Raw genomic sequence first — 25,454 nt, forward strand, 5'->3', positions numbered from 1 at the left:
GTCGGGCCCGCAGCACTCTTCACTCATGCGCAGCACTCGCATCTCTCGTCCGTGCACGGGGCGCCCTCGTCGACGGCGACCACGGCTTCCAGCATGTGCCGCAGGCCCACCGTCAGATGCGGGTCTGCGATCTCGTAGCGCGTACGCCGACCTTCCGGCGTCGCGACGACCAGACCGCACCCACGCAGACACGTCAGATGGTTGGAGACATTCGTGCGTGTCAGGCCCAGTCCACGCGCCAGCTCCGCCGGATAGCCGGGGGCATCCAGGAGGGTGAGCAGGATTCGCGAGCGAGACGGATCCGCCATCGCGCGGCCCAGACGGTTCATCACATCAAGACGAGAAGCAATAGTCAGCACACGATGACTATACAGGGAGTGCTGACCAATTGAATAGGGTCAACCGCGCGACCGGCAGCGGGGTCTTGCATCAGATCGTCAGGGCCGCTTGCCCTCCGCGGCATCCGCGACGATCTTCGCGATCCGTGCGGCACGCGTCTCGGCGCGCTTCGCCGTGGCGATCAGGGTCAGGCCCTGCTTCTTGACCGACTTCGGGAAGGCGTCCCACGCCGCACGCGCGGCGGGCACGGCATCCAGCGCCGCGGCGAACTCCGCCGTCTCGATGCCGGCCTCCGGCCCGTCGAGGACGGTCCACGACCCGTCGGCCTTCGCCGCCTCGATCACGCGGATGCCGGCGGGCGCCAGCATCCCGGCAGACTCGAGCTCGGCGAGACGCGCCTTGTTGGTCGCCGCCCACCCGCTGCCGCGACGCCGAGGGGAGAACCACTGGCCGACCTGCTTCCCGCTGCCCGTCGAATCCTCGGCGAAGGTGCGCACCGGCCCGTCGATCCAGCCGAAGCAGAGCGCGTGGCGCACGGCATCCTCGTAGGCGACGCCGTCAGCTGCCGCGCCGCGCACATTCAGCAGCCAGACTCCGCTCGCAGACTCATGGTTCGTCTCCAGCCAGGCTCGCCAGGCGGCAGCATCAGCTGCACCGACCTTCTCGCCGTCATCCAGAGCACCCATCCGCACCTCCATGTCGCGCTGCGTTCAGCATAGGCAGGACATCCCACCTGGACTTGGCAACGTTTTCATGGGAATGTTCCCTGTGTGGCGAAGACGAGTGGCGAGAGCACCGACGCCGCGGGCCGGCCGACCATGAAGGATGTCGCCGCCCGTGCCGGCGTCGGCCTGTCGACCGTGTCGCGCGTCGTCTCCGAGAAGAGCGGCGTCAGCCGCAGCAAGCGCAAGGCCGTGGAGCGGGCGATCGCCGAGCTCGGGTACAGCCGCAACGACTTTCGCGCACACGCTGCGCACGGGCTCGGCCCGCACGATCGGCGTCGTCGTCACGCGCATCTCCGACCCGTTCTACGCCCAGCTCGTCAGCACGGTCGAGCAGAGTGCGCAGGAGCGCGACCTGCTCGTGCTGGTGGCCTCGGCCGGCGATGACCCCGCCGAGGGCGAGCGGGTGCTGCGGCGGATGCTGGGTCGGCGCCTCGACGGGTTGATCGTCGTCGCGCATGAGGAGGCCGACCTCTCCTTCCTGCAGGCCGAGATCGACGCCGGCACGAGGGTCGTCTTCGTCGACCGTCCCCCGCGAGGACTGCACGCCGACCTCATCGCCATCGACAACGAGCGCGGTGCGGCGGATGCCGTGGCGCACCTGGTGCAGGCGGGGCACCGCAGCATCGCCTGCATCGCGCACACGTCGGGCAGGTTCACCTCCGAGCGCCGGCAGGCGGGATTCCGCCAGGGGGTGCGGGATGCCGGCCTGCCCGCCCGCCCCGAGCTGATCGTCGCCGTGGACGACGACGTGGACGTCTGCGTCGAGGCGCTGGCCGAGCTGTCGTCGCTGGATGACCCGCCGACGGCGCTGTTCACCACCAACAGTCGCACCACGAAGGCCGTGCTCAAGGCGCTGCGGCTGCTGGACGCGCATCCCGCGCTGGTCGGCTTCGACGACTTCGATCTGGCCGAGCTGATGAGGCCTCCCGTGACGACCATCGCGCAGGATCCGTGGGCGATCGGCGAGGCGGCGGCAGGACTGCTGTTCGATCGCATCGCCGGACTGGAGGGTCCGGAGCGGCGCATCACGCTGGGCACGCGCCTGATCGTGCGGGGTTCCGGCGAGTTGCCTCCCGGCTGATCGCGCGGGGCGTTACCTGGTTGTGACCCCGACGCGGTTGCGTTTGGCAACGTTTTCATATTCGATGGCACAGGGCCCGCGAAATGCAGGCTGTCATCATCCAATGGAGGATCACATGCGCAAGGCACTCGCAGCAGTAGCGGGTATCGCCGTCACCGCGATCGCGCTCGCCGGCTGCTCCGGCAACGCCGACAACGGCAGCGGCAACAAGGGTGGCTCGGACGACGCCAGCCAGGTCGAGGTGTTCACGTGGTGGGCATCCGGATCCGAGAAGACGGGCCTCGACGCGCTCGTCAAGGTGTTCGGCGAGCAGAACCCCGACACGAAGTTCGTCAACGCGGCCGTCGCCGGTGGCGCGGGCTCGAATGCGAAGAACGCGCTCGCCTCCCGACTGAAGGCGAACAATCCGCCGGACTCGTTCCAGGCGCACGCCGGTGCCGAGCTCACCGACTACATCGAGGCCGACAAGATCGAGGACCTCAGCTCGTTCTACAAGGACAACGGTCTGAACGACGTGTTCCCGAAGACGCTGCTGGACCGCCTCACGGTCGACGGCAAGATCTACTCGGTGCCCAGCAACATCCACCGCGCCAACGTGGTGTGGGTGAACACCGACCTGCTGACCAAGGCCGGCATCGACCCGAAGGCCGCACCGGCCGACATCGACGCCTGGCTCGCCGACATGCAGAAGCTGAAGGATGCCGGAGTCGAGACGCCGCTCTCCGTGGCCACCGACTGGACCCAGGTGCAGCTGTTCGAGAACGTGCTGCTCGCCGACCTCGGCGCCGAGGGCTACACCGGCCTGTGGGACGGTTCGACGAAGTTCGACGATTCCAAGGTCACCAAGGCGATCGAGGATTACACGAAGCTGCTGTCGTTCGCGAACACCGACGGCACCGGCCAGGACTGGCCCGTCGCGACCGATATGGTCATCGACGGCACCGCCGCCTACAACGTGATGGGTGACTGGGCGCTGGCCGAGTTCGACGCCAAGAACAAGACCTACGGCACCGACTACACGACGTGGCCGACCCCGGGCACCGACGGCACGTTCGACTTCCTCGCCGACTCGTTCACCCTTCCGGTGGGCGCCCCGCACGCCGGCGGCGCGAAGGCATGGCTGAAGACGATCAGCTCCGCCGACGGCCAGAAGGCGTTCAACCTCGCCAAGGGCTCGATCCCGGCTCGCACCGACGCGGTCGCGACCGACTACCCCGAGTACCAGCAGGGTGCGATGGCCTCGTTCGCCAAGGACACCGTCGTCAGCTCGCTGGCCCACGGTGCCGCGGTCAAGGTCTCCTGGTTGAACGACATCACCTCGTCGATCGGACAGTTCGTCTCCACCAAGGACGCGGGAACCCTGCAGGATGCGCTCGTCCAGGCGCAGACCAAGGGCCTCGGCAAGTAATTCACACAACCTCGTGCGCGGGGCGGCGTCACCACGCCGCCCCGCGCGCATCCCCGTCTGAAGGAGGGCGTCGATGCGCAAGGGCATCCGCAACTGGGGGCCGCCGCTGCTGCTGATCTCACCGACGATCGTGCTGCTGGGCATCTTCGTCTACGTGATGATCGGCCTGAACTTCTCCACGGCCATGACGAAGGACTCGGCGCTGAGCGCCTCCGAGTTCGTCGGCCTGCAGAACTTCGCCGACCTGCTGACCGAGCCGCGCTTCCTGCACTCGCTGGCCAACCTCGGCATCTTCACCGTGTTCTTCATGGTGGGCACGATGCTGTTCGGGTTCCTGTGGGCGTGGATGCTGGACAAGGGCGTGACCGCAGAGGGCGTGTTCCGCTCGATCTACCTCTTCCCGATGGCCGTGTCGTTCGTGGCATCCGGTGTCGTCTGGCGCTGGCTGCTCAGCTCCGCGCAGGGCGAGCGGGCCTCAGGACTGAACCGCCTGCTCGACTCGATCGGCCTCGGCAGCCTGCAGAACGACTGGTACAACCAGCCGGGCTGGGGGATGGCCGCGATGGCCATGCCGGCGATCTGGCAGCTGTCCGGCTACGTGATGGCACTGTTCCTCTCGGGCTTCCGCGGCATCCCGGAAGAGCTGCGCGAGGCGGCGCGGATGGACGGCGCCAGCGAGTGGAAGCTCTACCGCTACGTCGTCTTCCCGCAGTTGAGCCCGGTGGCGCTGTCGGCCCTGGTGATCGTCGCGCACATGTCGCTGAAGGTCTTCGACCTGATCATGGCCGTCACCGGCCCCGTCTACATCACCGAGGTCCCCGCGACCTACATGTGGACCGCCCTGACCGGCGGTGAGTACGGCAAGGCATCCGCGATCGCGACCGTCCTGCTGCTGCTGGTCTGCATCTTCATCGTGCCGTACCTTATCTCCACGGCCCGCGCCGAGAGGAGGGCACGCAAGTGACCGTCGCAACCGGAATCGAGCGCCGCGCCACCACCGGCGGCAACATCCCCACCGCGCACCGCACGCGGGCGCGCATCGGCCGCACCACCAAGTACGTGCTGCTGCTGCTGTTCGTGGTCATCGTCCTGATGCCCGTCTACGTGCTCGTCGTCACCAGCCTCAAGCCGCCGTCGGATGTCAGCGCGGTCACGTCGTGGGGATGGCCCGCACGCTGGCCCTGGCAGGCGGATGCCGACGGCAACACCGGCTTCGGCAACTGGGCCACTGCATGGGATGCCCTGGCCGCCCCGCTCGGACGCACCTTCCTGCTGGCGATCCCCGCCGCCGTCATCTCGGCCATGCTCGGCTCGATGAACGGCTTCGTGCTCTCGCGGTGGAAGTTCCCGTACGCCAACATGGTGTTCACGCTGATCCTGTTCGGCATGTTCATCCCGTACCAGGCGATCATGGTCCCGCTGGTGCAGCTGAAGACGTCGCTCGGCCTGCCGAGCAACATCCTCACCCTGCTGCTCGTGCACATCATCTACGGTCTGCCGATCTGCACGCTGATCTTCCGCAACTACTACGAGGGCGTTCCCGAAGAGCTGATGGAGGCCTCGCGCGTGGACGGCGCGGGCATGCTCGCCTCGTACTGGCGCATCATCCTGCCGCTGTCGCTGCCCGGGTTCGTCGTCACGATCATCTGGCAGTTCACCTCGGCGTGGAACGACTACCTGTTCGCCCTGTTCCTCTCGGATGCCAATCAGGGGCCGGTGTCGCTGTCGCTGGTGAACCTCTCGCAGGGCGCGCAGCTGTCGAACTACGGTGCGTCCATGGCGGGTGCGCTGATCGCGTCGATCCCCACCCTGGTGGTCTACATCCTGCTGGGCAAGTACTTCATCGGTGGACTGATGAGCGGGTCGGTCAAATCCTGACCTGATCCGATGTCAGTTCCGGGGGCCCCGCGGGCGATTCTCATCGTCCCAGGGGCCCTCGTACCATTCGCCCCGGTCGTCGCGCTTGCGCGGCTTGAGCAGCTGCATGACGATGAGCGTCAGCACCGTCAGGATGATGACGACGGCCACCAAGAACAGCACATCCTGTTGAGTCATCGGGATCCCTTCGCGTGGAGCTCAGCCTACGCGGAGCGGCCGGACGGTGGCGGAAGTCAGTGATCTCCGGGATGCGGCCGGGTGGTGCGCGGAGGAGAGTGGAGTCGTCGACGCTGCGCTCGCGGCGCCGCACCTCGTGAAACAGGAGCCGCCCGATGTCCTCCACCACCCTCTCCGAGTTCGCGCCCGAGCGTCCCGGCAACGCCGCGTCATCGGCGCTGCGCGATATCCCGGGTGTGCTCGTTCCCGGTGACGCCGGCTACGACGAGGCTCGCCTGGCGTGGAACCTCGCCGCCGATCAGCATCCGGCCGGAGTCGCGGAGCCTGACAGCATCGACGAGGTGCAGCGCATCGTGCGCGCGGCGGCCGCCGCCGGGGTGCCCGTCGCGCCGCAGAGCAGCGGCCACAACGCCATGCCGCTCACCCAGGCGGGTCTCGAAGACGCGCTGCTGCTGCGCCTGCACCGTCTGACGGGCGTCGAGGTCGATGCCGAGCAGCGTGCCGCCCGGGTGGCCGGCGGCACGCTGTGGCGGGACGTGGTGGTCGCGGCCGCGCCGCACGGGCTCACCGCCCTGCACGGCAGCGCCGGCGACGTGGCGGTCGCGGGCTACGTGCTCGGCGGCGGGCTGTCGTTCTACGGCCGGACGCACGGACTCACCGCGCACGGGGTCCGATCCTTCGAGGTCGTCACGGCGGCGGGCGAGCTGGTCCATGCCGCGCCCGACTCGCACGACGAGCTGTTCTGGGCGCTGCGCGGCGGGGGCGGCAGCTTCGGCGTCGTGGTCGGCATCGAACTGGAGCTGATCCCGGTCGCGGATGTGTACGCCGGGTTCCTGTTGTGGGATCTCTCCTCGGCGCCGTCGGTGCTGAGCGCGTGGCGGACCTGGACCGACGGTCTCGATCGGGCGGTCACCTCGAGCCTGCGGATGCTGCGCTTCCCGCCGATTCCCGAGCTGCCGCCGTTCCTCAGCGGTCGCTCGCTGATCATCATCGACGGCGCCGTGCTCGCCGACGACGCACGGGCCGAGGAGCTGCTGCAGCCGCTGCGCGACCTCCGGCCCGAGATGGACACCTTCGCGCGGATGCCGTCGATCGGTCTGCTCGAGGTGCACATGGATCCACCCGAACCCGCCGCCGGTGTGAGCGAGCACGTCATGTTCGACGCCCTCGACGACGAGGCGCTGGCCGCCCTGCTCGCCGTCGCGGGGCCGGATGCCGTCGATGCGCCCATGATCATCGAGCTGCGCCATCTCGGCGGGATGCTGGCCGAGCCACAGGATGCCGCCCTGTCGCACCTGGACGGCGAGTACGCCATGATGGCGGTCGACATCGTGCCGGTGCCGGCGCTCGCGGCGGTGTCATCCGCACGGGTCGCAGTGATCGCCGCCGCGATGTGGACCTTCGCCGGAGGCTCGCCGTACCTCAACTTCGTGGAGAACGCCGCGGGGGCGGCAGGGGCGTTCGATGACGCGACGGCCGAGCGGCTGCGCCGCGTGCGCGCGACCTACGACCCGAGGCTGCGCATGCGTGCCTCGCATCCCCTGCCGGTGGCCTGACGTGCCGGTTGTGCCGGTGGCCTGAGCTGCCGACCCGCGGCGCAACTCCGGAGAGATGCGCATCGTCGGAGAGGTTCGCGCGGAGATCTCCGAAAGAGTGCAGATCTCCGAAGCTGTGCCGATCTCCGAAGCTGTGCCGCGCTGAGCGCGGGCAGAAGCGGGATGCTCAGGCAGTCAGCCAGATGACGTCGAGTGCGCCGTCTGGCAGCTCGACGGGGCTCCCGTCCAGCTGCATCCCGCCATCGGCGACGGTCAGTTCGTGGCCGACGGCTATGCCGGCATCCTCCAGCGCCTGCAGCAGCTCGGGGTCGCGGTCGTTCACGCGCAGCACGCGACCCGAATGGCCCACGGCCGCCTCGGCGAGCAGCACGAACGGCTCGCGCTCGACGCGCCCCTCGGCATCCGGGATCGCATCGCCGTGCGGATCGAAGCGCGGCCGACCCAGACGCTGGTCGATGCCCTCCAGCAGCCGGTCGCTGATGGTGTGCTCCAGCACCTCGGCCTCGTCGTGCACCTCGTGCCAGGCGTAGCCGAACTCGCGCACCAGCCACGTCTCGATGAGTCGGTGCCGGCGCAGCATGTGCAGTGCGCGGTCGCGGCCGGCATCCGTCAGCCGCACCGCGCCGTAGGGCACGTGCGAGACGAGGCCTGCAGCGGCGAGCTTCTTCACCATCTCGGTGACACTCGAGGGGGCGATCGCGAGCGCGGCGGCGAGCTGCGAGGGCGTGATGGGTGCGTCCTGCCACTCGGTGTGCGAGTAGACCGTCTTCAGGTAATCGTCGAACGCGGGGGAGGGCATGTCAGCCGCCTCAGCTGCTCTCAGCTGCCCAATGCGACGAGGACCTTGAAGGCCGCGTTGCCGGCGAAGAAGAGGATCGCGAAGCCGGCCAACGCGGCCAGCAGCGACAGTCGGCCGTCGTAGTCGTCGACGCCGCGGGAGCCGATGGTGCGCGCGCGGAACGCGAAGAACAGGGTCATCGCGCCGAGTGCGAGCTGCACCCAGGGGCCGCCGACCGGCAGCAGATACGGCCACGCGATGAGCACTCCGCCGAGGGCACCCGCGAACAGGGCGAACCAGGTGCTCAGCCGCATCGCGCGACGTGCTTCGGAGTCGTCGCGGTGCTTCTTGGTGGGGGCGGAGGGCATGCACCGAGCCTACCCGCGCCGTGCCTGCGCACGTGCCGCGACCACCGCCCTCGGATGACCGGAGTTCAGGTCCCCGCGCCGCACGCGGGCCGAGTGAATCGTGTCAAAAGGGTTGACCCCGGCCGGGGACCCGGGTAACTTCGGCCAGGCGCGGAAAGCGCTATCCAACGGCCCCAGCCCAGAGGAGTTTCAATGTCGAATCCCAGATCCCGCCCGTTCCGGCTGTCGTTGGCGGTGGTGACCGCTGGCTGCATGCTCGCGGTCGGCACGCCGGCGGCATTGGCATCCGTCGCCCCGGCGGCCGTCAAGCCCGTCTCGAGCCATCCCCAGCTCGAGACCCTCGACCGCGGCCTCGTCGCGGTCTCCACCGATGCCGGCGTCTTCCTCAGCTGGCGCCTGCTCGGCTCCGAGGCCACCGGCGCGACCGAGACCGGCCTCGCCGGCCCCGACTTCGCCGTCTACCGCGACGGCGAGCGTCTGGCCGTCGTCACCGACAGCACGAACTATGCGGATGCCGAAGGCTCAGCCGACTCGACCTACACGGTCGCCCCGATCGTGAACGGCGTCGAGCTCGCGGCATCCGATTCCGTCTCGGCCTGGTCGCAGGGCTTCCATGACCTGCCGCTGCAGAAGCCGGCCGACGGCGTCACGCCGAAGGGCGAGGCGTACACGTACTCGGCCAACGACGTCTCGGTCGGCGATGTCGACGGCGACGGGAAGTACGAGTACATCGTCAAGTGGGACCCCTCCAACTCGAAGGACGTCTCGCAGCGCGGTTACACCGGCAGCGTCTACCTCGACACGTATGAGCTCGACGGCACCCTGCTGAACCGCCTCGACCTGGGCGTGAACATCCGCGCCGGCGCGCACTACACGCAGTTCCTCACCTACGACTTCGACGGCGACGGCCGCGCGGAGACCATGCTGAAGACGGCGCCGGGCACCAAGTCGATCAGCTACAACGCCGACGGCTCGGTGGCATCCGAGAAGTACGTCACGATGCCGGAGTCCGACCTCGAGGCCGGCTACTCGAACGACGACGACTACCGCCTGAGCGCCGCCGACTACGAGCAGCACCTGGTGGACATGTTCCTCGGCTGGAGCGAGCGCCCCGAGGTCGCCTCCGGTCAGTGGCCGGCGACGCTCGAAGAGGCGTGGGGGATGCCCGTCACGCATGAGTACCCGCTGAACCGCGCGGATGCCGAAGAGCTCGCTGACACGTTCATCGACGTGTACGCGCCGAGCCGCAGCGGCAAGAACCTGCTGCGCGAGTTCGAGGGCTTCATCGTCGACGGCCCGGAGTACCTGACCGTGTTCGACGGCGCCACCGGCAAGGAGCTGAAGACCATCCCGTACCCGACCGAGCGCGGCGACGACGGCCTGCTCTGGGGCGACTACGCGATGTCGCGCATCGAGCCGGGCAACCGCGTGGACCGCTTCCTCTCCGGCGTCGGGTACCTCGACGGCGAGCACCCATCCGCCGCCTTCGCCCGCGGCTACTACACGCGCACGACGGTGACGACCTTCGACTGGGACGGTGAGAACCTCACCCAGCGCTGGCAGGTCGACAGCGGTCAGGTACCGCTGACGAACCCGTTCAACGACGGACCGCACGGGCGCGACGGCAGCGACCCGGTGTACGGCGGCATCACCACGCAGGGCGATCACTCGCTGAGCTTCGCCGACGTCGACTCCGACGGCAAGCAGGAACTGGTCTACGGCTCGGTGACCTTCGACGATGACGGCAGCGTGCAGTACAGCTCGCACGACGTGCTGCCCGAGGGCAGCGCCGACCCGGGTGCGGATGTGCGCCTCGGTCATGGGGACGCGATCCACGTCACCGACATCGACCCGAGCCGCGACGGTCTGGAGATCTGGACCGCGCATGAGGGCGGCACGTACGCGCCCTACGGCTCGGCGCTGCGCGATGCCGCCACCGGCGAGGTGCAGTTCGGCGCGTACTCCGGCAGGGACACCGGCCGGGCGATGATCGGCGATGTGCGTGCCGACGTTCCCGGCATCGAGGTGTGGTCGAGCATGCCCGGCGGCACGGATGCCAGTGGGCTTCTGAGCGCGCAGGGCGAGATCGTGGACACGAAGACGCCCGGCACGAACATGTCGATCCGCTGGGCTGCCGACATGACCACGCAGATCGTGAACGGCAGCGGGGACCAGACGCCGACGATCGACGACTGGACGCGCGGCACGGTTCTCACTGCCGACGGCACCCGCACGAACAACTCCACCAAGGGCACCCCGTCCCTGGTCGCCGATGTGCTGGGCGACTGGCGCGAGGAGCTGCTGGTGCGCACGGCCGATTCGAGCGCGCTGCGCTTCTACACGTCGACCGAGGTGACCGCGCACAAGCTGACCACGCTCATGCACGACGTGCAGTACCGCGCCGAGACGGCTCGCCAGCAGACGGCCTACAACCAGCCGGCGTACACGTCGTTCTATCTGGCCAGTGACGTCGACTGGGCGAAGGTGCCGGTGCTGACCGCGCCGGTGACTCCGGCCGCTCCGACGTTCAAGGACCGCCCTGGCACCGCTCACGACGAGGTGCAGGTGCCCAAGAACGTCAAGGGCGTCACGTACTACGTCGACGGTGAGAAGGTCGCCTCTGCCAACGGCAAGGTGCGGGTCACGGGCGAGGCGACGGTCGTCGCCGTGCCGGATGCCTGGTACCGCGTCGCCGACGGCGCGACCTCCCAGTGGACCGGGGAGTTCAGCAGCCGCTGACCCCGGCCTCGACCCTGACAGAGCGCACGGTCCGTTCCCGCGAACGGGCCGTGCGCTCTTTCGCGCGGTCAGGGGGCGCCGAGCAGGCGCGAGATCTCGTCGGCGGCGGCCACGGCTGCCGGGGCCAGGCTCTCGATGCTGGAGCCCGGGTGCTCGAGCGCGATCGACGACACCGACAGCCCATGGGTGACCCGGCCGGTGTGATCGCGGATCGCTGCGGACACGCACACCGTCCCCACCTCGTTCTCGCCCAGATCGAGGGCGTAGCCGCGGGAGCGGATGCCGTCGAGCGACTCGCGCAGCCGGTCGAGGTCGGTGATGGTCGTATTCGTGTAGGACGGGAGGCCGGTGCGCGCAGCGAGCGCGGCCACCTCATCGTCGGTCCACGAGGCGAGCGCGACCTTCCCCATCCCGGTGGAGTGCATCGGGATGGCGAGGCCGACGCGCGAGCGCATCCGGTACGGCTTGGAGGAGTCCGTGCGGATGACATAGACCATCTGGTCTCCGGAGACGACGCCGACGTGCACCGTGCAGTCCACCGATGCCACCAGCCGATCGACGACCGGCTGAGCGATCTGCGAGATGTCCAGATTCGAGATCGCCCGCCCGGCGAGCGTCATGAACCGCGGTCCGGCCCGGAACCCCTGCTCGGCATCCCCCGCGACGAAGCCCTCGTCGACGAGGGTCGCGAGGATGCGGTGCACCGTGGACTTCGGCAGCCCGGTCTCGGCGACGATGTCGGTGAATCGGTCGTTGAGCAGAGCTGCCTCGAGCACTCCCAGCGTCTTCTTGCTCGCGCCGCCGGAGGGCGCACTCCGCTCCGAGCGCGGTCGCGCCGGGCTGATCTGCTCACTCATCGACTACATCATCTCAGTGATCTGCACGTGATCCATGTCGTCGAACGACTGATTCTCGCCCGCCATGGCCCACACGAAGGAGTACGCACGCGTGCCCACGCCGGAATGGATCGACCAGCTGGGCGAGAGCACGAGCTGCTCGTCGGCCACGACGATGTGCCGGGTCTCCTCCGGCTCGCCGGCCAGGTGCAGCACCCGCGCGTCCTCCTGCACATCGAAGTACAGGTAGAACTCGGTGCGCCGCTCGTGCGTGTGCGCCGGCATGGTGTTCCACATGCTGCCCTCGTGCAGCCGGGTGACGCCCATCACGACCTGGCAGCTGCGGATGCCGTTCTCGTGGATGCACTGGCGCAGCGTGCGCCGGTTGGCCGTGGACTGATCGCCGAGCTCGCGGATCGTGCCCTGATCGGGTGCGGCGACGGCGTTCGGGAACGCGGTGTGCGCGGGAGCGGAGAACCCGTAGTACTTGGCGGGGTTCGCCGGATCGACCGAGCGGAACAGCACGTCCTTCGTGCCGCGACCCAGGTACAGCACCGCTTCGCGCTCCATCGTCCACGACTCGTCCTGCGTGTCGATGACACCCGGGCCGCCGACGTTCACGATCCCGATCTCGCGGTGCTCGAGGAAGAACTCCGAGCGGATCTCGGGGATCGCCGCCAGCGCGATCGGCTCGGCCAGGGGCACGGCGCCCACGGCTACCACCCGGTCGTAGTGGGTCGGGATCGCGACGAACTCACCGGCGACCAGCAGATCCTCGACGAGGAATCGGTCGCGGAGGTCCTGCTGGGTGAAGCCGGACATCTGCTCGGCGGCGACGGGGCCGCGCATGGCGCTGGGCATGGTCTCTCCTTCTGTGGGACGGATTCCCGGCCGAGTGGCGGCCGGGGCGGATGCTTCGTCCGCCGACTACACGAGTCCGAGCAGTCGCGGCAGGAACAGCGACAGATCGGGCACGAACACGACGACGAACAGCAGCGCGATGAGCACGATCAGGAACGGTGTCAGCTTGATGATGACCTTCTCGAGCCTGGCATTCGCGACCTGGGTACCGACGAAGAGCACGGGCGCGGATGGTGGCGAGATCACGGCGATCGACAGGTTGAAGACCATCATGATGCCGAAGTGCACCGGATCGATGCCGTACGAGACGGCGATGGGCAGGAAGATCGGCACGAAGATCAGGATCGCCGGCGTCGGGTCCAGAGGGATGCCGATCAGCAGCAGGATGACCATCATGATCAACAGCACGACGACCTTGGAGTCCGTCCAGCCGAACAGCGTGTCCGCGATGAGCTGCGGCAGCCGGGCGTAGGTCATGACGTAGCCCATGATGGACGACACGGCGATCAGGAAGATCACGATCGAACTGGTGCGGCATGCCTCGTAGAGGATGCCGGGGATGTCGCGGAAGCGCACCGTGCGGTACAGCAGCGACAGCACGAGCGCGTAGACCACGGCCACGGCCGAGCCCTCGGTCGGGGTGAAGAATCCTGCCACGATGCCGCCGATGGCGACGACGATGAGCCCGAGCGACGGGATGGCGCGCAGCACCGTGGCGAAGAACACACCCCAGCCGGGGAACGCCTCGCCCTTCAGCTCGGGGTGACGGCGGGCGTAGAAGTAGACCACGGCGCCGCAGGCGCCCGCCCACAGCAGTCCGGGGATGTACCCGGCCATGAACAGGGCGCCGACGGAGGTGCCGCCGGCGGCCAGCGAGTAGATGATGAGCGTGTTGCTTGGCGGGATGAGCATGCCGGCGGGTGCCGAGGCGACGTTCGCGGCAGCGGAGAAGGAGCGGTCGTAGCCGGACTTGCGGATCATCGGGCTCATGGTGGCGCCGACGGCCGCGGCGGTGGCGACGGCCGATCCCGACACCGTGCTGAAGATGGTGTTGGCGATCACGTTGGCCTGCACGAGAGGGGCGGGGGTGCGTCCGACCATCACGCGGGCGAGGTTGATCAGCCGCTCGGCGATGCCGCCGTTGTTCATGATCACGCCGGCGAGGATGAAGAACGGGATCGCCAGCAGCGCGAAGGAGTTCGCTCCGCGGAACATCTGCTGCGCCGAGGTGATCGCGCCGTTGTCGAAGTTGATGATGAGCATCATGCAGATCGCCGACGGCAGGGCGATGCTGATGGAGACCGGCGCGCCGATGGCGAGCAGGATGATGAGTCCGCCGATGAGGATGGCGGAGATGAGGCCGGGATCGATCATGCTGCAGCCGCCTCGGGGTCTTCGTGGAATCCCTCGCGCACGGTGTAGTTCCGCGAGAGCGCGTGCACGATGTGCAGGATCAGGTAGAACGCCAGGAGCGCTCCGGCGATCGGGAGAGCGAGGTACAGCTCCCCCTGGGTGAACGGGAGAAGCGGGTTGCGCTGGGTCCAGGCCATCATGCTCTGCTTGATCCCGCCGTAGAGCAGGACGTAGACGACGAACGCGAGCGTCGTCAGATAGGCGAGGATGTCGGCGATGCGCTGCAACCGGCGCGGCAGCTTCTCGACGAGGAAGTCCATGACCACGTCCGCCTTCTCGCCGACCGCGATGGCGATGCCGATCATGCTCGCCCAGACGAACACGTAGCGGGCGGCCTCCTCGGTCCACGGGCTGGGGTCGTCGAGCACGAGGCGGGTGAACACCTGCCAGACGACCAGCAGGACGAGCGCTCCGAAGAGCACGATGCAGATCGAACGCAGGATGCGGTCGAGCCATCGGCGGAACATGGTCATGGGTGATCCCTCGTCAGTCGCGTGCGGCGTTGATCGCGTCGTAGACGGCGCGGTTGCTGTCGGTGATGATCTCGTCGTGCAGCGGGAGCACGGCCTCGCGGAACGCGTCGGTGTCGACGTCGATGAACGTCGCGCCGGCGTCCTTCGCGGCGGTGATGGCCTCCTGGGTGGCGGCGTCGAAGGCGGCGAGCTGGGTGTCGATCGACTTCGTCACCAGGTCCTGGAAGATCTCCTTCGTGTCATCGTCCAGACCGTTCCAGAAGGTGGGGCTGGCGATGAGGTAGTCGGGCATCATCAGGTGCGCGGTGCGCGAGTAGTACGGTGCGATCTCCGCGTGGGACAGCGAGGAGTAGATCAGCTCGTTGTTCTCCGCGCCGTCGAGGACGCCCGACTGGATGGCGGTGTAGACCTCGTCCTGGGCCATCGGCGTGCCGACGCCGCCCATGAGCTCCATCATCTTGACGTTGGTGTCGGATCCGATCACGCGGATCTTCTTGCCCTTGAGGTCGGCCGGGGTCTTCACCGGCTCCTTCGTGTACACGTTGCGCACGCCGCCGTGGTACGCCGCGAGGACGTGGATGTTCTGCGCGTCGAGCGTGCCGTAGAGGTCGCCGACGACGTCGTCGTCGTTGAGCACCGACATCTGGTGCTCGGGCGAGGAGTACATGTACGGCAGGTTGACGACGGCGAAGTCGGGGTTGAAGTTCTCCAGCAGCGACCCGGCGACGACGGCGAGATCGATGGTTCCCGACTGCACCTGCTCGATGGTGGCCTCCTGAGCGCCGAGGGTGGCGTCGGGGTAGAGCTCGAGCTTGTAGGCGCCGTCCGTCGCCTCTTCCAGAGCATCCGACATCTCCAGGATCGCCTGGGCCTGCGGGTGCTGGGCGTTCTGGTTGAACGCGACGCGGAGGACGTGCTGGCTGCCGCCGGCCTTGTCGTCTGCGCCACCGGACGAGCATCCGGCGAGTCCTGCGGCCAGCAGTGCGACCGAGGCGAGGGCGAGCATTTTCTTCGTGCGCATGTGATGTGTCTCCTCTTCGAGATCCCTCCGGCGACGTTGCGCAGAAAGGGCGGGTAGGCGCTACAGTAGCAAAACAGAACCGGGTTCCGCCAGGCGGATCTCAAAATGGAATGAAGTTCCGTCAATCCGTTCCGGTTCACGCCACTCAGAGAGGAGTCCTCGTGCGCACAGCGAGCTACATCGGACAGGGACGGATCGAATCCCGAGACGTCGAAGCGATCGAACCCGGATCGCGCGACGTGCGCATCCGCGTCGCCTTCGCAGGGATCTGCGGCACCGACCTGCACATCCTGCACGGCCACATGGACCACCGCGTGTCCGTGCCGCAGCCGATCGGCCACGAGATGAGCGGCACCATCGAGAGCGTCGGCTCGGCCGTCTCCGATCTCGCCGCGGGCCAGAAGGTCACCGTCATGCCGCTGCTCTCGTGCGGCGACTGCCCTGCCTGCCGCGCCGGCCATCGGCACATCTGCCAGAACCTCGACTTCGTCGGCATCGAGACCCCCGGCGCCATGCAGGAGCTCTGGACCGTGCCGGCATCCATCGTCATCCCCGTGCCCGACGACGTCGATCTCGCGCACGCCGCCCTGATCGAGCCGCTGGCCGTTGCGGCGCACGACGTGCGCCGGGCACGCCTCGCAGCCGGCGAGACCGCCCTCGTGATCGGCGGAGGGCCGATCGGGCAGCTGATCGCCCTCGTCGCCGCGCGCACCGGCGCCGACGTGATCGTCGCCGAGCCGAACGCGGAGCGCCGCGCGCTCGCCGCGAAGCACGGTGCGCGCGTCGTGGATCCGCTGCACGATGACCTCGCCGCGATCGTGCAGGACGCGACAGGCGGGGCCGGTGCGGACGTCGTGTTCGAGGTGGCCGGCATCGCCGCCACCGCGCTGGATGCCACCGCGCACGCCAAGGTACGCGGGCGCGTCGTGATGGTCGCCATCCACCCGAACCCGGTCCCCATCGACCTGCACCGCATCTTCTGGCGCGAGCTGGAGATCCTCGGCGCGCGGGTGTACGAGCGCGAGGACTTCGAACGCGCCGTGGCGCTGATCGCCGCAGGAGAGATCCCCGCCGACGACATCATCACCGATGTCGTCCCCCTCGATCAGGCCGCGCGGGCCTTCGCCGCGCTTTCCGAAGCACGGGCCATGAAGCTGCTCGTCGATGTTCGCTCGCACGAGGAGATCTCCGCATGAGTGCCGCACTGTTCGACCTGTCCGGAACCACCGCCGTCGTCACAGGCGCTCGCCGGGGAATCGGCTACGCCATGGCCGAGGCGCTCGCCGCCGCCGGCGCCGACATCATCGCCGCGTCCGCCCGCCAGGAGGCCGATGGCGGTGCGATCGGCCGCCGGGTGCGCGAGCTCGGGCGCAGCTTCGAGGGCCACGCGGTCGACTTCACCGACCGGGATGCGGTCATCGCCTTCGCGGATGCCGTGAAGGACCGCGCCGACATCCTCGTCAACAATGCCGGGACGATCCGGCGCGCGCCCGCGGCCGAGCATCCGCTGGAATGGTGGGACGAGGTGATCGCCGTGAACCTGTCCAGCCAGTTCGCGCTTGCCCAGCGCGTGGGCGCCGGCATGATCGAGCGCGGCTCCGGCCGCATCATCTTCACCGCCAGCCTGCTCACCTTCCAGGGCGGCATCAACGTGCCCGGCTACGCCGCGGCCAAATCCGGCATCTCCGGTGTCGTGAAGGCGCTGGCCAACGAGTGGGCGTCCAGCGGCGTGACCGTGAACGCGATCGCACCGGGATACATCGCCACCGACAACACCGAGGCGCTGCGTGAGGACTCCGAGCGCTCGGAGGCGATCCTCTCGCGCATCCCGGCCGGGCGCTGGGGTCGTGCGGAGGATCTCGGCGGGGCGACCGTGTTCCTGGCGAGTCCTGCCAGCTCGTACGTCACCGGCGTCGTGCTGCCCGTCGACGGCGGATGGCTGGCCCGATGAGCGCCCTGTTCGATCACCGGATCATCCCGCTGGCATCCATCGCCGACGCGGCGCACATAGACGCGATCGGCGAGGGACTCGTCGCCGGCGGGCTGCCCGTCGTCGAGGTCGCCCTGCGCAGCGAGCACGGACTGCCCGCGATCGAGCGACTGGCTGCGCGCGGCGACCTGCTGGTCGGCGCCGGGACCGTGCTCGACGTCGCCCAGGCGCGCGACGCGATCGCGGCCGGCGCGCGATTCGTCGTGACGCCGGGACTGGATGCCGACGTGGTGCGCGTCGTGCAGGATGCCGGTCTGCCGATCGTCCCCGGCGTGCTGACCGCCACCGAGGTGCAGGCGGCCATGCGGATGGGACTGGATCGGCTGAAGCTCTTCCCGGCCGGCCCGTTCCAGGCGCTGTCGGTGCTCTCCGCGTACGCGGACGTGTACCCGCGGACGAAGTTCATGCCCTCAGGCGGCGTCTCGCCCGAGAACCTCGCCGAGCATCTGCGGCATCCGGCCGTGTTCGCCGCGAGCGGCAGCTGGATCACCAAGCGGGCGGTGGACGGCGCCGACGCGGTGGCCCAGGCTGCGCGCGCGGCCATGGAGCTGGCGCGATGAGCCTCGACGTCCTGGCCATCGGCGAGAGTCTCGGCCTGCTCGTGCCGCAGCGCGCCGGAAGGCTGTCGCACGTCCGCGACCTGCGGCTCGGGTTCGGCGGGGCCGAGAGCAACGTCGCGATCGGAGTGTCCCGTCTCGGCGCGCGCGCCGGATGGTGCGGCCGTGTCGGCAGCGACGACATCGGCGACATGATCCTGCGGGAGATCCGTGCGGAGGGCGTCGGCGTCTGGGCCGTGCGGGACGACAGCGCGCCCACGGCACTCATGATCAAGGAGCGGCCCCGCGCGGGCGCGACGCGCATCGTCTACTACCGCGAGGCCGCGGCCGGACGACGGCTGGTCGGTGCGGACATCCCCGAGGGTCTCATCGAGAGCACGCGGATCCTGCACATCACCGGCATCTCGGCCGGGCTCGGCGCCGGCACGCTGGGCGCCGTGCACGCGGCCATCGACCGCGCGCACGCGGCGGGCGTGCTGGTCTCGTTCGACGTCAACCATCGCTCTGCGCTGTGGCGGGCCGGCTCGGATCCGGGCGCCGCGTACCGCGGCCTCGCGGAGCGGGCGGACATCGTGTTCGCGGGCGAGGACGAGGCCGAGCTCACCACAGGCGAGCGCGGGGTCGACGGCCAGCTCGAGGCGCTGCTGTCGCTCGGTGCGGCGTGCGCGGTGATCAAGCGCGGGGCGGACGGCGCCGTCGCCGCAGTGCGCGACGACGCCGGTGAGCGCCGCGTGGAGGCCTCCGCCATCACGGTGGATGTCGTCGACACGGTCGGCGCCGGAGACGCCTTCGTCTCCGGATGGCTCGCGGAGACCGTCGCCGGAGCGGAGCTCGACCAGCGGATGGCCACCGCCGTCGCCTGCGGCGCGTTCGCCTGCACGGTGGAGGGGGACTGGGAGGCCGCGCCTTCGCACGCCGACCTGCGCGCCTTCAGCGATCCCGATCCGGAGCCCGTCCGCCGCTGATCCGCGGCGGGAGCATCAGGCCCCCGTCAGCACCAGCCACAGCAGCACCGCGTTGAGGGTGATCAGCAGGATCGCGAACACGATGCCGAGGATCGTCGTCAGGCGCCGGTTGACGTGCTCGCCGAGCGTGCGGCGCTGCGAGGTCAGGGCGACGAGCGGGATGAGTGCGAAGGGGATGCCGAACGACAGCACCACCTGACTCAGCACCAGCGCGAGCGTGGGGTCGAAGCCGACCCCGAGGATGAAGAGCGCCGGGATGAGGGTGACCAGACGCCGTGCGAGCAGCGGGACGCGAACGGTCAGCAGCCCGTGCATGATCTCGGCCCCGGCATAGGCGCCCACGGATGTCGACGCGAGACCGGATGCCAGCAGCCCCACCGCGAACAGCGTGCCGATCAGTCCGCCCAGGTTCGCGGTGATGGCGGCGTGCGCGCCCTCGAGCGAGTCGGTGCCCGAGACGCCGGCGAGGTTCGCGGCGGCCAGCAGCAGGATCGCGAGGTTCACGGAACCAGCGATCACCATCGCGATCGTCACGTCCCAGCGGGTGGCAGTGAGCAGGATCCTCAGCGACGGGCGCGCCGGATCGGGCGCATGGCCCGGTCCGGTCGGGAATCGGTCGCGCGCGAGCGCGCTGTGGGCGTAGATGGCGTGCGGCATGATCGTCGCACCGAGGATGGATGCCGCCAGCAGCACCGATCCACTGTCGGTGAACCGCGGCAGCATCCCGCCGGCGATCGCCGCCGGATCCGGCGGGGCGACGAAGAGCCCCGCGACGAAGCCGATCACGATCACCGCCATCAGTCCGATGATGACGAACTCGAAGTGCCGCGGCCCGCGACGCGACTGCACGGCCAGCAGGGTGATCGAGACGGCGCCGGTGATGACGCCGCCGTAGATGAGGGGGATGTCGAAGAGGAGGTTCAGCGCGACCGCGCCGCCCAGCACCTCGGCGATGTCGGTCGCCATCGCGACGAGTTCGGCCTGTAGCCAGAACGCGCGCCGCGCCCAGCGGTTGCGGATGCGCTGGCCGAGCACCTCGGGCAGACTGCGGCCGGTGACCAGGCCGAGCTTGGCGGAGAGGTACTGGATCAGCCAGGCCATCACGTTGCCGGCGATCACCACCCACACCAGCAGGTACCCGTAGCGGGCGCCGGCGGTCATGTTGCTGGCGACGTTGCCCGGGTCGAGGTAGGCGACGCCGGCGACGAGCGCGGGACCGAGCAGGGCGGCGGCGCGCAGGTTCGTGGTCAGGCGGGGTCTCGCCTGCGGCCTCGTCGCCAGATTTTTAGGCATGCCTAAAAATTAGCACGGCCAGCGCGGGTGGGGCCAGAGGAGCGGGGCTACTCTGGAGGGGATGGACGAGACCCCCGAAGAGACCCCGGAGCGCACGACCCACGGGGTCGGACCCTGGCAGGGGGAGTGGCCCGAGGATGGCCCGTACGATCCGGAGCTTCTCGAGCGCGGCGACACCCGCAACGTGATCGATCGCTACCGCTACTGGCGGATGGATGCCATCGTCGCCGACCTCGACCTGCAGCGGCATCCGTTCCACGTCGCCATCGAGAACTGGCAGCACGACATGAACATCGGTTCGATCGTGCGCAGCGCAAACGCGTTCCTCGCCGATACCGTGCACATCATCGGCCGCCGCCGGTGGAACAAGCGCGGCGCGATGGTCACCGACCGCTATCAGCATGTCGTGCACCATCCGGATGTCGAGGCGTTCACGGAATGGGCGGCCGAAGCCGGCATCCCGATCATCGCCGTCGACAACGTCGGTGCAGCGGTGCCGGTCGACAAGGCGGAGCTGCCCGAGCGTTGCGTGCTGCTGTTCGGGCAGGAGGGGCCGGGGCTCTCGGAGGAGGCGCTCGCCGCGGCATCCGGACACATCGAGATCACGCAGTACGGCTCGACCCGCTCGATCAACGCGAGCGCGGCGGCGGCCGTCGTGATGTACGAGTGGTGCCGCCGGTACGCCTGAGAGCGTGCGTGACCTGAGGTCAGTCGCGCTGGATGCCGAAGGTGTGCTTCATCAGGGCGTTGACATCGCTGTCGAGACGGTCGATGCGCTGGTGGATGCCGCGGAACTCGGACGACATCTCGCTCCGCAGCGAGCCGATCTCCGTGCGGATGACACGCACGAACATGGTAGACATCAGCGTCAGCATGCCGAACAGGCCGGTGGCGAAGACGCCGATCAGCGCCCATACCTGCGGTTCTGTCATCGTGAGCACCTCTCCATCATCGCCCGTTTCACCCCAGGATGCCAGTGGTCGCTGACGTCGTAGTGCGGCATCCCACGGCATGGGGACAGTCTCCGAAAATGACGAACTGTGCAGGGGAATCCTCTCCCGATGACACGCAGTCTCGCGTACACTGATTCTCAGTCTCAGCAAAGGCGTTCATGAAGGAGTGCACCATGGCATCCGACTACATTCCCCCGGTCTCGGACTACGCCTTCCTCTTCGGCGAGGCCTTCGGGCTCGACCTGGTAGCGCGCGGCACGGGCGGCGCGTTCAGCGCCGACGATGCGACCGAGATCATCGCGGGTGCCGGCGAGTTCGCGGCATCCGTCCTCGCTCCTCTCGAGACCGTCGGCGACCGTGAGGGCGCCCGTCTCGACGACGGCCAGGGTGCGCCTGCCCGCCGGATTCGCCGAGGCCTACCAGGCATTCGTCGAGGCCGGTTGGATCACCGCCGAGGCGCCCGAATCCGCAGGAGGCGACGGGCTTCCCGGTTCGATCCGCGCGGGGCTCGGCGAGATCTGGAACGCCTCGAACGCCGCCTTCGCGCTGTGCTGGCTGCTGACGGCCGGTCAGATCCACGCGCTGGATGCCGCGGCATCCGACGAGATCCGCGAGACGTACCTGACCAAGCTCGTCTCGGGCGAGTGGACCGGCACGATGAACCTGACCGAGCCCGAGGCCGGCACCGACCTGGGTGCGATCCGCACCATGGCGACGCCGCGCGATGACGGCTCCTGGGGCATCAGCGGGCAGAAGATCTTCATCACCTGGGGCGACCACGACATCGCCGAGAACATCGTGCACCTCGTGCTCGCGCGCACGCCGGGCGCTCCTGCGGGCGCCAAGGGTCTGTCGCTGTTCGTCGCGCCGAAGCGTCTCGTGAACGCCGACGGTTCGCTGGGCGAGCGCAATGCGGTCACGACGGTCGCGATCGAGCACAAGCTCGGCATCCACGGCAGCCCCACCTGCGTGCTCGCCTACGAGGATGCCACCGGCTACCTCGTCGGTGAAGTCGGCGGAGGGCTCGCCGGGATGTTCGTGATGATGAACTCCGCCCGGGCCGGCATGGGCTTCCAGGCCACCGGCATCTCGGACCGCGCCTACCAGCAGGCCGTCTCGTATGCGGAGGGGCGTCTGCAGGGCGGGGTGCTCGACCGGCCCGCCGGCACCACCATCGCCGAGCACCCGGATGTGCGCCGCCTGCTGCTGTCGATGCAGAGCCGCATCTTCGCGATGCGCGCACTGGGCGTCTACCTGGGCGACCAGTTCGACCGCGCGGAGACCGACGGCACGCTCGCGCGCGCCGAGTTCCTCGTGCCGGTGCTGAAGGGGTGGACCACCGAGGATGCCGTCGCTCTCACCAGCGACGCGATCCAGGTGCACGGTGGGATGGGCTTCATCGAGGAGACCGGCGTCGCGCAGCACTATCGGGATGCCAGGATCATGCCGATCTACGAGGGCACGACCGCGATCCAGTCGAACGACCTGATCGGGAGGAAGGTGGTCCGCGACGGCGGCGCCACGGCTTCGCAGCTCTTCGATTCGATGGCCGAGACGGTCGAGGCGCTGCGCGGACTGGACGACGCGGTCGCGACGCGCACCGCCGATCGCATGGAGAGGGCGATCGCCGCGGGGCGTGCCGCCACGGCATCCGTCCTCGGCTTCGGCCAGACCCGCGACGCGTACGGCGTGAGCGTGCCGTACCTCATGCTGCTCGGCACGCTCGCCGGCGGCTGGATGCATGCGCTCGCCGTCGTCGCCGTGCTCGCGCACGAGACGCAGGACGAGGCGGATGCCGCCCGCCTGCGCTCCGCGGACTTCTACGGCGCCCACCACCTGCCCCGCGTGCACATGCTCGCCGAGACGGTCGCCGCCGGCGAAGTGCGCTGACGCGCCCCGCGCGCCCGCGCCCCGCGCGCCCGCCACGTTCGCCGAGCCACCGAGCAATCGTCGAGCCACCACGCAGATCACGTGCATCTGCTTGGTGGCTCGTCGCTTGCCTGGTCGCTCGCGGCGAGGCGACCTGACTCACCCGCACGGGTGATCCGCGGGTTCCGGCCGGCATGAGAGCATGAGCGCGATGCGGGCAGAGACGACGGGCGCTGATCGCCTCCCACGGGGGCGTGCCTGGCTGCGCCTCGATCTCATCATCGCCCTGGTCGCGTTGATCGTTCTGCTGCCCGCCAGCCTCGCGGCGCTCGCGCAGCCCGAGCTGCGACCCGATGACGTGACGATGACGGTCATGGTCGTGCCGTTCGTCCTGCTGCACGCGCTCACGTTCGTGGCGGCTCATCGGCCGCTGGCGGCTCTGGTGGGTGCGAGTGCGGTCCTGTGCGTACTCGCGCTGCTGCCGGGTGCACAGGCGGTGAGCGCCCCGCTGTTTCCCTCCAGCGCCGCCTACCTGCTCGTGCTGGGCCATGTCGCGCTGCAACGGCGCTGGCCCATCGCCGCGCTCGCACTGGGCAGCGGCGTGTTCGGCGCCGGGCTCATCGCCGTCACGAATCCCGTGCTCGTCGACGTCGGCATGCGCCTGGGGGCCTTCTTCGGTCTGAGCGCAGGGGCGACGACGGCGTGGGCGATCGGCCTGCTGCTGCGGGCGCGCCGCGAGCAGTCCGACGAGCGGATGCGAACACGCGTGCAGCAGGCGATCTCCGAGGAGCGGATGCGGATCAGCCGCGATCTGCACGACGTCGTGGCGCACTCGATGACGGTGATGATCGCGCAGGCCGAGGTCGCGGCGGCGGTGCTGCGGGACGACCTCTCGCAGAGTGAACGTGCGCTGGGTGTCGTCGCCGACACGGGGCGAGAGGCATTGCGGGGTATGCGGGCGATCATCGCGGTCGACGGCGATGCCCCCCGCGACCCGCCACCCGGCATCGAGGAGATCACGAAGCTCGTCGAAGGAGTGCGCAGCCCGGGCTGCGACGTTCGCCTGGTCGACAGCGGGATGCGCGTCGCGATCCGTCCCGAGGTCGCTCTGGCTCTGCACCATGCCGTGCGCGAGGCGCTCACCAACGTCGTGCGGCACACCCTCCCGCCCGTTCGCGTGGAGGTGCGGATGGAGTGGGCCTCCGGCCTGCTGCACGCGACGATCGCCGACGACGGCGGAGCGGGGCCCGCGCGTAGCGAGCTCGGCAGCGGCACAGGGCTGGTCGGCATCGCAGAGCGGGTGCGCGTCGCAGGTGGATCGATGATCGCCGAACCGCGGATGCCGCGGGGCTGGGTCGTGAGGATCGATCTGCCGACCGAAGCTTCGGACACGCGCGTCCCAGCGGACGGGAAGGGGGCGGCATGAGCATCCGCGTGCTGATCGTCGATGACCAGGAACTGTTCCGCGACGCGATCGCGGTGCTGCTGCGCCGTGATGAACGGATCGAGGAGGTCGTGTCCGTCGCATCCGGTGCCGCCGCCATCGAGCATCTCCGGGCTCACGCCGCCGATGTGGTGCTGATGGACATCCGGATGCCGGGCATGGACGGCATCGCCGCGACCCGCGAGGTGCTGCGGGTGCGCCCGGGTGTGCGAGTGCTGATACTCACCACCTTCGACCTCGATGAGTACGTGTACGCGGCGATCCGCGAGGGGGCGAGCGGATTTCTCACCAAGGACACCAGCGCGGTCGCTCTCACCGACGCGGCAGTCGCGGTGGCGGCCGGTGATGCGGTCATGTCGCAGGGTGCGACCCGGTCGGTTCTGGGTTTCGTGCGCGATGCGGTGCCGCCGGCGCCGTCGGCCGACGCGCTCGCCGTGCTCAGCGAGCGGGAGCAGGAGGTGACGCGGATGCTGGCCACCGGCGCCTCCAACGAGCAGATCGCACGATCGCTGTTCCTGTCGGCGAACACGGTGAAGACGCACGTGAAGGCGGTGCTCGCCAAGCTCGGCCTGCCAGACCGCGTGCACGTGGTCATCTGGGCGTACGAGAACGGCGTGCTCCGGCCCGGACGCTGAGCAGGCGCGGGCACTGACTCGGCCCGGACGGGGAGCCGGCGCGGGCACTGACTCGACGCGAAGCGCGCTCACCCGTGCGGGTGAGGAAGAGCACC

At 69.2% G+C, this 25,454-nt stretch carries 27 protein-coding genes; 15 read left to right on the forward strand and 12 right to left on the reverse strand.

Features of this window, described 5'->3' with window-relative positions:
- Positions 1-23 precede the first annotated feature (23 nt).
- The gene (locus QF046_RS12740) at positions 24-359 is read right to left on the reverse strand and encodes a helix-turn-helix transcriptional regulator (RefSeq protein ID WP_307370356.1); all 336 of its coding nucleotides are present in this window, start codon (positions 357-359) and stop codon (positions 24-26) included.
- A 78-nt stretch (positions 360-437) separates the two neighbouring features.
- On the reverse strand, positions 438-1,025 hold the full coding sequence (locus tag QF046_RS12745) for a YdeI family protein (RefSeq protein ID WP_307370359.1): 588 nt from the start codon (positions 1,023-1,025) through the stop codon (positions 438-440).
- Positions 1,026-1,157: 132 nt separating this feature from the next.
- Between QF046_RS12745 and QF046_RS18310 the strand changes: the two genes are divergently transcribed.
- The 5 genes from QF046_RS18310 to QF046_RS12765 all read left to right on the forward strand — a co-directional run bounded on the left by QF046_RS18310 (position 1,158) and on the right by QF046_RS12765 (position 5,431).
- Complete coding sequence (locus QF046_RS18310; RefSeq protein WP_373425758.1) at positions 1,158-1,448, forward strand: LacI family DNA-binding transcriptional regulator; 291 nt, start codon at positions 1,158-1,160, stop codon at positions 1,446-1,448.
- On the forward strand, positions 1,333-2,145 hold the full coding sequence (locus QF046_RS12750) for a substrate-binding domain-containing protein (RefSeq protein ID WP_373425759.1): 813 nt from the start codon (positions 1,333-1,335) through the stop codon (positions 2,143-2,145). Before QF046_RS18310 ends, QF046_RS12750 begins: the two co-directional genes overlap by 116 nt.
- A gap of 115 nt (positions 2,146-2,260) precedes the next feature.
- Entirely contained in the window at positions 2,261-3,553 is a 1,293-nt protein-coding gene (locus QF046_RS12755) for an ABC transporter substrate-binding protein (protein WP_307370365.1), read from the forward strand.
- Between the two features lie 73 nt (positions 3,554-3,626).
- Complete coding sequence (locus tag QF046_RS12760) at positions 3,627-4,517, forward strand: carbohydrate ABC transporter permease (protein ID WP_307370367.1); 891 nt, start codon at positions 3,627-3,629, stop codon at positions 4,515-4,517.
- Positions 4,514-5,431, forward strand: a complete 918-nt coding sequence (locus QF046_RS12765; protein ID WP_307370369.1) for a carbohydrate ABC transporter permease — start codon at positions 4,514-4,516, stop codon at positions 5,429-5,431. Before QF046_RS12760 ends, QF046_RS12765 begins: the two co-directional genes overlap by 4 nt.
- 12 nt (positions 5,432-5,443) lie before the next feature.
- On the opposite strand, the gene QF046_RS12770 is transcribed toward QF046_RS12765, so the two are convergent.
- On the reverse strand, positions 5,444-5,608 hold the full coding sequence (locus QF046_RS12770) for a hypothetical protein (protein WP_307370371.1): 165 nt from the start codon (positions 5,606-5,608) through the stop codon (positions 5,444-5,446).
- 155 nt (positions 5,609-5,763) lie between these two features.
- On the opposite strand from QF046_RS12770, the gene QF046_RS12775 reads away from it, so the two are divergent.
- Positions 5,764-7,164, forward strand: a complete 1,401-nt coding sequence (locus QF046_RS12775) for an FAD-binding oxidoreductase (protein WP_307370374.1) — start codon at positions 5,764-5,766, stop codon at positions 7,162-7,164.
- A gap of 166 nt (positions 7,165-7,330) precedes the next feature.
- Here QF046_RS12775 and QF046_RS12780 read toward each other — a convergent pair whose 3' ends face one another.
- The gene (locus QF046_RS12780; RefSeq protein WP_307370376.1) at positions 7,331-7,963 is read right to left on the reverse strand and encodes a metal-dependent transcriptional regulator; all 633 of its coding nucleotides are present in this window, start codon (positions 7,961-7,963) and stop codon (positions 7,331-7,333) included.
- A gap of 20 nt (positions 7,964-7,983) precedes the next feature.
- Positions 7,984-8,310 carry a hypothetical protein gene (locus QF046_RS12785; protein ID WP_307370378.1) on the reverse strand — a complete coding sequence of 109 codons (327 nt, stop codon included), beginning with the start codon at positions 8,308-8,310 and terminating at the stop codon, positions 7,984-7,986.
- Between the two features lie 192 nt (positions 8,311-8,502).
- Between QF046_RS12785 and QF046_RS12790 the strand changes: the two genes are divergently transcribed.
- Positions 8,503-11,049, forward strand: coding sequence for a rhamnogalacturonan lyase (locus QF046_RS12790; protein ID WP_307370380.1), 2,547 nt, complete (start codon positions 8,503-8,505; stop codon positions 11,047-11,049).
- 68 nt (positions 11,050-11,117) lie between these two features.
- Here the strand turns inward: QF046_RS12790 and QF046_RS12795 are convergent, their stop codons facing one another.
- From QF046_RS12795 to QF046_RS12815, 5 genes are all read right to left on the reverse strand, one after another.
- Positions 11,118-11,906, reverse strand: coding sequence for an IclR family transcriptional regulator (locus QF046_RS12795; RefSeq protein ID WP_307370382.1), 789 nt, complete (start codon positions 11,904-11,906; stop codon positions 11,118-11,120).
- 3 nt (positions 11,907-11,909) lie between these two features.
- The gene (gene kduI, locus QF046_RS12800; RefSeq protein ID WP_307370383.1) at positions 11,910-12,746 is read right to left on the reverse strand and encodes a 5-dehydro-4-deoxy-D-glucuronate isomerase; all 837 of its coding nucleotides are present in this window, start codon (positions 12,744-12,746) and stop codon (positions 11,910-11,912) included.
- A gap of 66 nt (positions 12,747-12,812) precedes the next feature.
- Positions 12,813-14,120: a TRAP transporter large permease gene (locus QF046_RS12805; RefSeq protein WP_307370385.1), complete on the reverse strand. Its 1,308-nt coding sequence runs from the start codon at positions 14,118-14,120 to the stop codon at positions 12,813-12,815.
- The gene (locus tag QF046_RS12810; protein ID WP_307370387.1) at positions 14,117-14,632 is read right to left on the reverse strand and encodes a TRAP transporter small permease; all 516 of its coding nucleotides are present in this window, start codon (positions 14,630-14,632) and stop codon (positions 14,117-14,119) included. Before QF046_RS12810 ends, QF046_RS12805 begins: the two co-directional genes overlap by 4 nt.
- Before the next feature lie 13 nt (positions 14,633-14,645).
- A complete protein-coding gene (locus QF046_RS12815) occupies positions 14,646-15,653 on the reverse strand; it encodes a TRAP transporter substrate-binding protein (RefSeq protein WP_307370388.1) in 1,008 nt (335 codons plus the stop codon).
- Positions 15,654-15,814: 161 nt separating this feature from the next.
- Between QF046_RS12815 and QF046_RS12820 the strand changes: the two genes are divergently transcribed.
- The 4 genes from QF046_RS12820 to QF046_RS12835 are packed head-to-tail and all read left to right on the forward strand — an operon-like array spanning position 15,815 to position 19,165.
- Complete coding sequence (locus QF046_RS12820; RefSeq protein ID WP_307370391.1) at positions 15,815-16,849, forward strand: zinc-binding dehydrogenase; 1,035 nt, start codon at positions 15,815-15,817, stop codon at positions 16,847-16,849.
- Positions 16,846-17,604, forward strand: a complete 759-nt coding sequence (locus tag QF046_RS12825) for an SDR family oxidoreductase (protein WP_307370393.1) — start codon at positions 16,846-16,848, stop codon at positions 17,602-17,604. The genes QF046_RS12820 and QF046_RS12825 overlap by 4 nt, the downstream gene beginning before the upstream one ends.
- The gene (locus tag QF046_RS12830; protein WP_307370395.1) at positions 17,601-18,203 is read left to right on the forward strand and encodes a bifunctional 4-hydroxy-2-oxoglutarate aldolase/2-dehydro-3-deoxy-phosphogluconate aldolase; all 603 of its coding nucleotides are present in this window, start codon (positions 17,601-17,603) and stop codon (positions 18,201-18,203) included. Before QF046_RS12825 ends, QF046_RS12830 begins: the two co-directional genes overlap by 4 nt.
- Positions 18,200-19,165, forward strand: a complete 966-nt coding sequence (locus tag QF046_RS12835) for a sugar kinase (protein WP_307370398.1) — start codon at positions 18,200-18,202, stop codon at positions 19,163-19,165. The genes QF046_RS12830 and QF046_RS12835 overlap by 4 nt, the downstream gene beginning before the upstream one ends.
- 15 nt (positions 19,166-19,180) lie before the next feature.
- On the opposite strand, the gene QF046_RS12840 is transcribed toward QF046_RS12835, so the two are convergent.
- Positions 19,181-20,458, reverse strand: a complete 1,278-nt coding sequence (locus QF046_RS12840) for an Nramp family divalent metal transporter (protein ID WP_307370401.1) — start codon at positions 20,456-20,458, stop codon at positions 19,181-19,183.
- A gap of 61 nt (positions 20,459-20,519) precedes the next feature.
- Here QF046_RS12840 and QF046_RS12845 point away from each other — a divergent pair, with 61 nt between their 5' ends.
- Positions 20,520-21,146, forward strand: a complete 627-nt coding sequence (locus tag QF046_RS12845; protein WP_307370403.1) for a TrmH family RNA methyltransferase — start codon at positions 20,520-20,522, stop codon at positions 21,144-21,146.
- A 19-nt stretch (positions 21,147-21,165) separates the two neighbouring features.
- Here the strand turns inward: QF046_RS12845 and QF046_RS12850 are convergent, their stop codons facing one another.
- Positions 21,166-21,390, reverse strand: coding sequence for a hypothetical protein (locus QF046_RS12850; protein WP_307370404.1), 225 nt, complete (start codon positions 21,388-21,390; stop codon positions 21,166-21,168).
- A gap of 378 nt (positions 21,391-21,768) precedes the next feature.
- On the opposite strand from QF046_RS12850, the gene QF046_RS12855 reads away from it, so the two are divergent.
- From QF046_RS12855 to QF046_RS12865, 3 genes are all read left to right on the forward strand, one after another.
- On the forward strand, positions 21,769-23,301 hold the full coding sequence (locus QF046_RS12855) for an acyl-CoA dehydrogenase (protein ID WP_307370406.1): 1,533 nt from the start codon (positions 21,769-21,771) through the stop codon (positions 23,299-23,301).
- 181 nt (positions 23,302-23,482) lie between these two features.
- Entirely contained in the window at positions 23,483-24,706 is a 1,224-nt protein-coding gene (locus QF046_RS12860) for a sensor histidine kinase (RefSeq protein WP_307370409.1), read from the forward strand.
- Positions 24,703-25,359, forward strand: coding sequence for a response regulator transcription factor (locus tag QF046_RS12865; RefSeq protein WP_307370412.1), 657 nt, complete (start codon positions 24,703-24,705; stop codon positions 25,357-25,359). The genes QF046_RS12860 and QF046_RS12865 overlap by 4 nt, the downstream gene beginning before the upstream one ends.
- The last annotated feature ends 95 nt before the right edge of the window (positions 25,360-25,454 follow it).

Source organism: Microbacterium sp. W4I4, from assembly GCF_030816235.1.
Taxonomy (GTDB): Bacteria; Actinomycetota; Actinomycetes; order Actinomycetales; family Microbacteriaceae; genus Microbacterium.

Excerpts from the sequence above, each read along its gene's own strand:
- QF046_RS12745 (WP_307370359.1), bottom strand. The coding sequence starts at position 1,025 with ATGGGTGCTCTGGATGACGGCGAGAAGGTCGGTGCAGCTGATGCTGCC.
- QF046_RS18310 (WP_373425758.1), top strand. The coding sequence starts at position 1,158 with ATGAAGGATGTCGCCGCCCGTGCCGGCGTCGGCCTGTCGACCGTGTCG.
- QF046_RS12755 (WP_307370365.1), top strand. The coding sequence starts at position 2,261 with ATGCGCAAGGCACTCGCAGCAGTAGCGGGTATCGCCGTCACCGCGATC.
- QF046_RS12760 (WP_307370367.1), top strand. The coding sequence starts at position 3,627 with ATGCGCAAGGGCATCCGCAACTGGGGGCCGCCGCTGCTGCTGATCTCA.
- QF046_RS12770 (WP_307370371.1), bottom strand. The coding sequence starts at position 5,608 with ATGACTCAACAGGATGTGCTGTTCTTGGTGGCCGTCGTCATCATCCTG.
- QF046_RS12775 (WP_307370374.1), top strand. The coding sequence starts at position 5,764 with ATGTCCTCCACCACCCTCTCCGAGTTCGCGCCCGAGCGTCCCGGCAAC.
- QF046_RS12780 (WP_307370376.1), bottom strand. The coding sequence starts at position 7,963 with ATGCCCTCCCCCGCGTTCGACGATTACCTGAAGACGGTCTACTCGCAC.
- QF046_RS12785 (WP_307370378.1), bottom strand. The coding sequence starts at position 8,310 with ATGCCCTCCGCCCCCACCAAGAAGCACCGCGACGACTCCGAAGCACGT.
- QF046_RS12790 (WP_307370380.1), top strand. The coding sequence starts at position 8,503 with ATGTCGAATCCCAGATCCCGCCCGTTCCGGCTGTCGTTGGCGGTGGTG.
- QF046_RS12795 (WP_307370382.1), bottom strand. The coding sequence starts at position 11,906 with ATGAGTGAGCAGATCAGCCCGGCGCGACCGCGCTCGGAGCGGAGTGCG.
- kduI (WP_307370383.1), bottom strand. The coding sequence starts at position 12,746 with ATGCCCAGCGCCATGCGCGGCCCCGTCGCCGCCGAGCAGATGTCCGGC.
- QF046_RS12805 (WP_307370385.1), bottom strand. The coding sequence starts at position 14,120 with ATGATCGATCCCGGCCTCATCTCCGCCATCCTCATCGGCGGACTCATC.
- QF046_RS12810 (WP_307370387.1), bottom strand. The coding sequence starts at position 14,632 with ATGACCATGTTCCGCCGATGGCTCGACCGCATCCTGCGTTCGATCTGC.
- QF046_RS12815 (WP_307370388.1), bottom strand. The coding sequence starts at position 15,653 with ATGCGCACGAAGAAAATGCTCGCCCTCGCCTCGGTCGCACTGCTGGCC.
- QF046_RS12825 (WP_307370393.1), top strand. The coding sequence starts at position 16,846 with ATGAGTGCCGCACTGTTCGACCTGTCCGGAACCACCGCCGTCGTCACA.
- QF046_RS12830 (WP_307370395.1), top strand. The coding sequence starts at position 17,601 with ATGAGCGCCCTGTTCGATCACCGGATCATCCCGCTGGCATCCATCGCC.
- QF046_RS12835 (WP_307370398.1), top strand. The coding sequence starts at position 18,200 with ATGAGCCTCGACGTCCTGGCCATCGGCGAGAGTCTCGGCCTGCTCGTG.
- QF046_RS12840 (WP_307370401.1), bottom strand. The coding sequence starts at position 20,458 with ATGCCTAAAAATCTGGCGACGAGGCCGCAGGCGAGACCCCGCCTGACC.
- QF046_RS12845 (WP_307370403.1), top strand. The coding sequence starts at position 20,520 with ATGGACGAGACCCCCGAAGAGACCCCGGAGCGCACGACCCACGGGGTC.
- QF046_RS12850 (WP_307370404.1), bottom strand. The coding sequence starts at position 21,390 with ATGACAGAACCGCAGGTATGGGCGCTGATCGGCGTCTTCGCCACCGGC.
- QF046_RS12860 (WP_307370409.1), top strand. The coding sequence starts at position 23,483 with ATGAGCGCGATGCGGGCAGAGACGACGGGCGCTGATCGCCTCCCACGG.
- QF046_RS12865 (WP_307370412.1), top strand. The coding sequence starts at position 24,703 with ATGAGCATCCGCGTGCTGATCGTCGATGACCAGGAACTGTTCCGCGAC.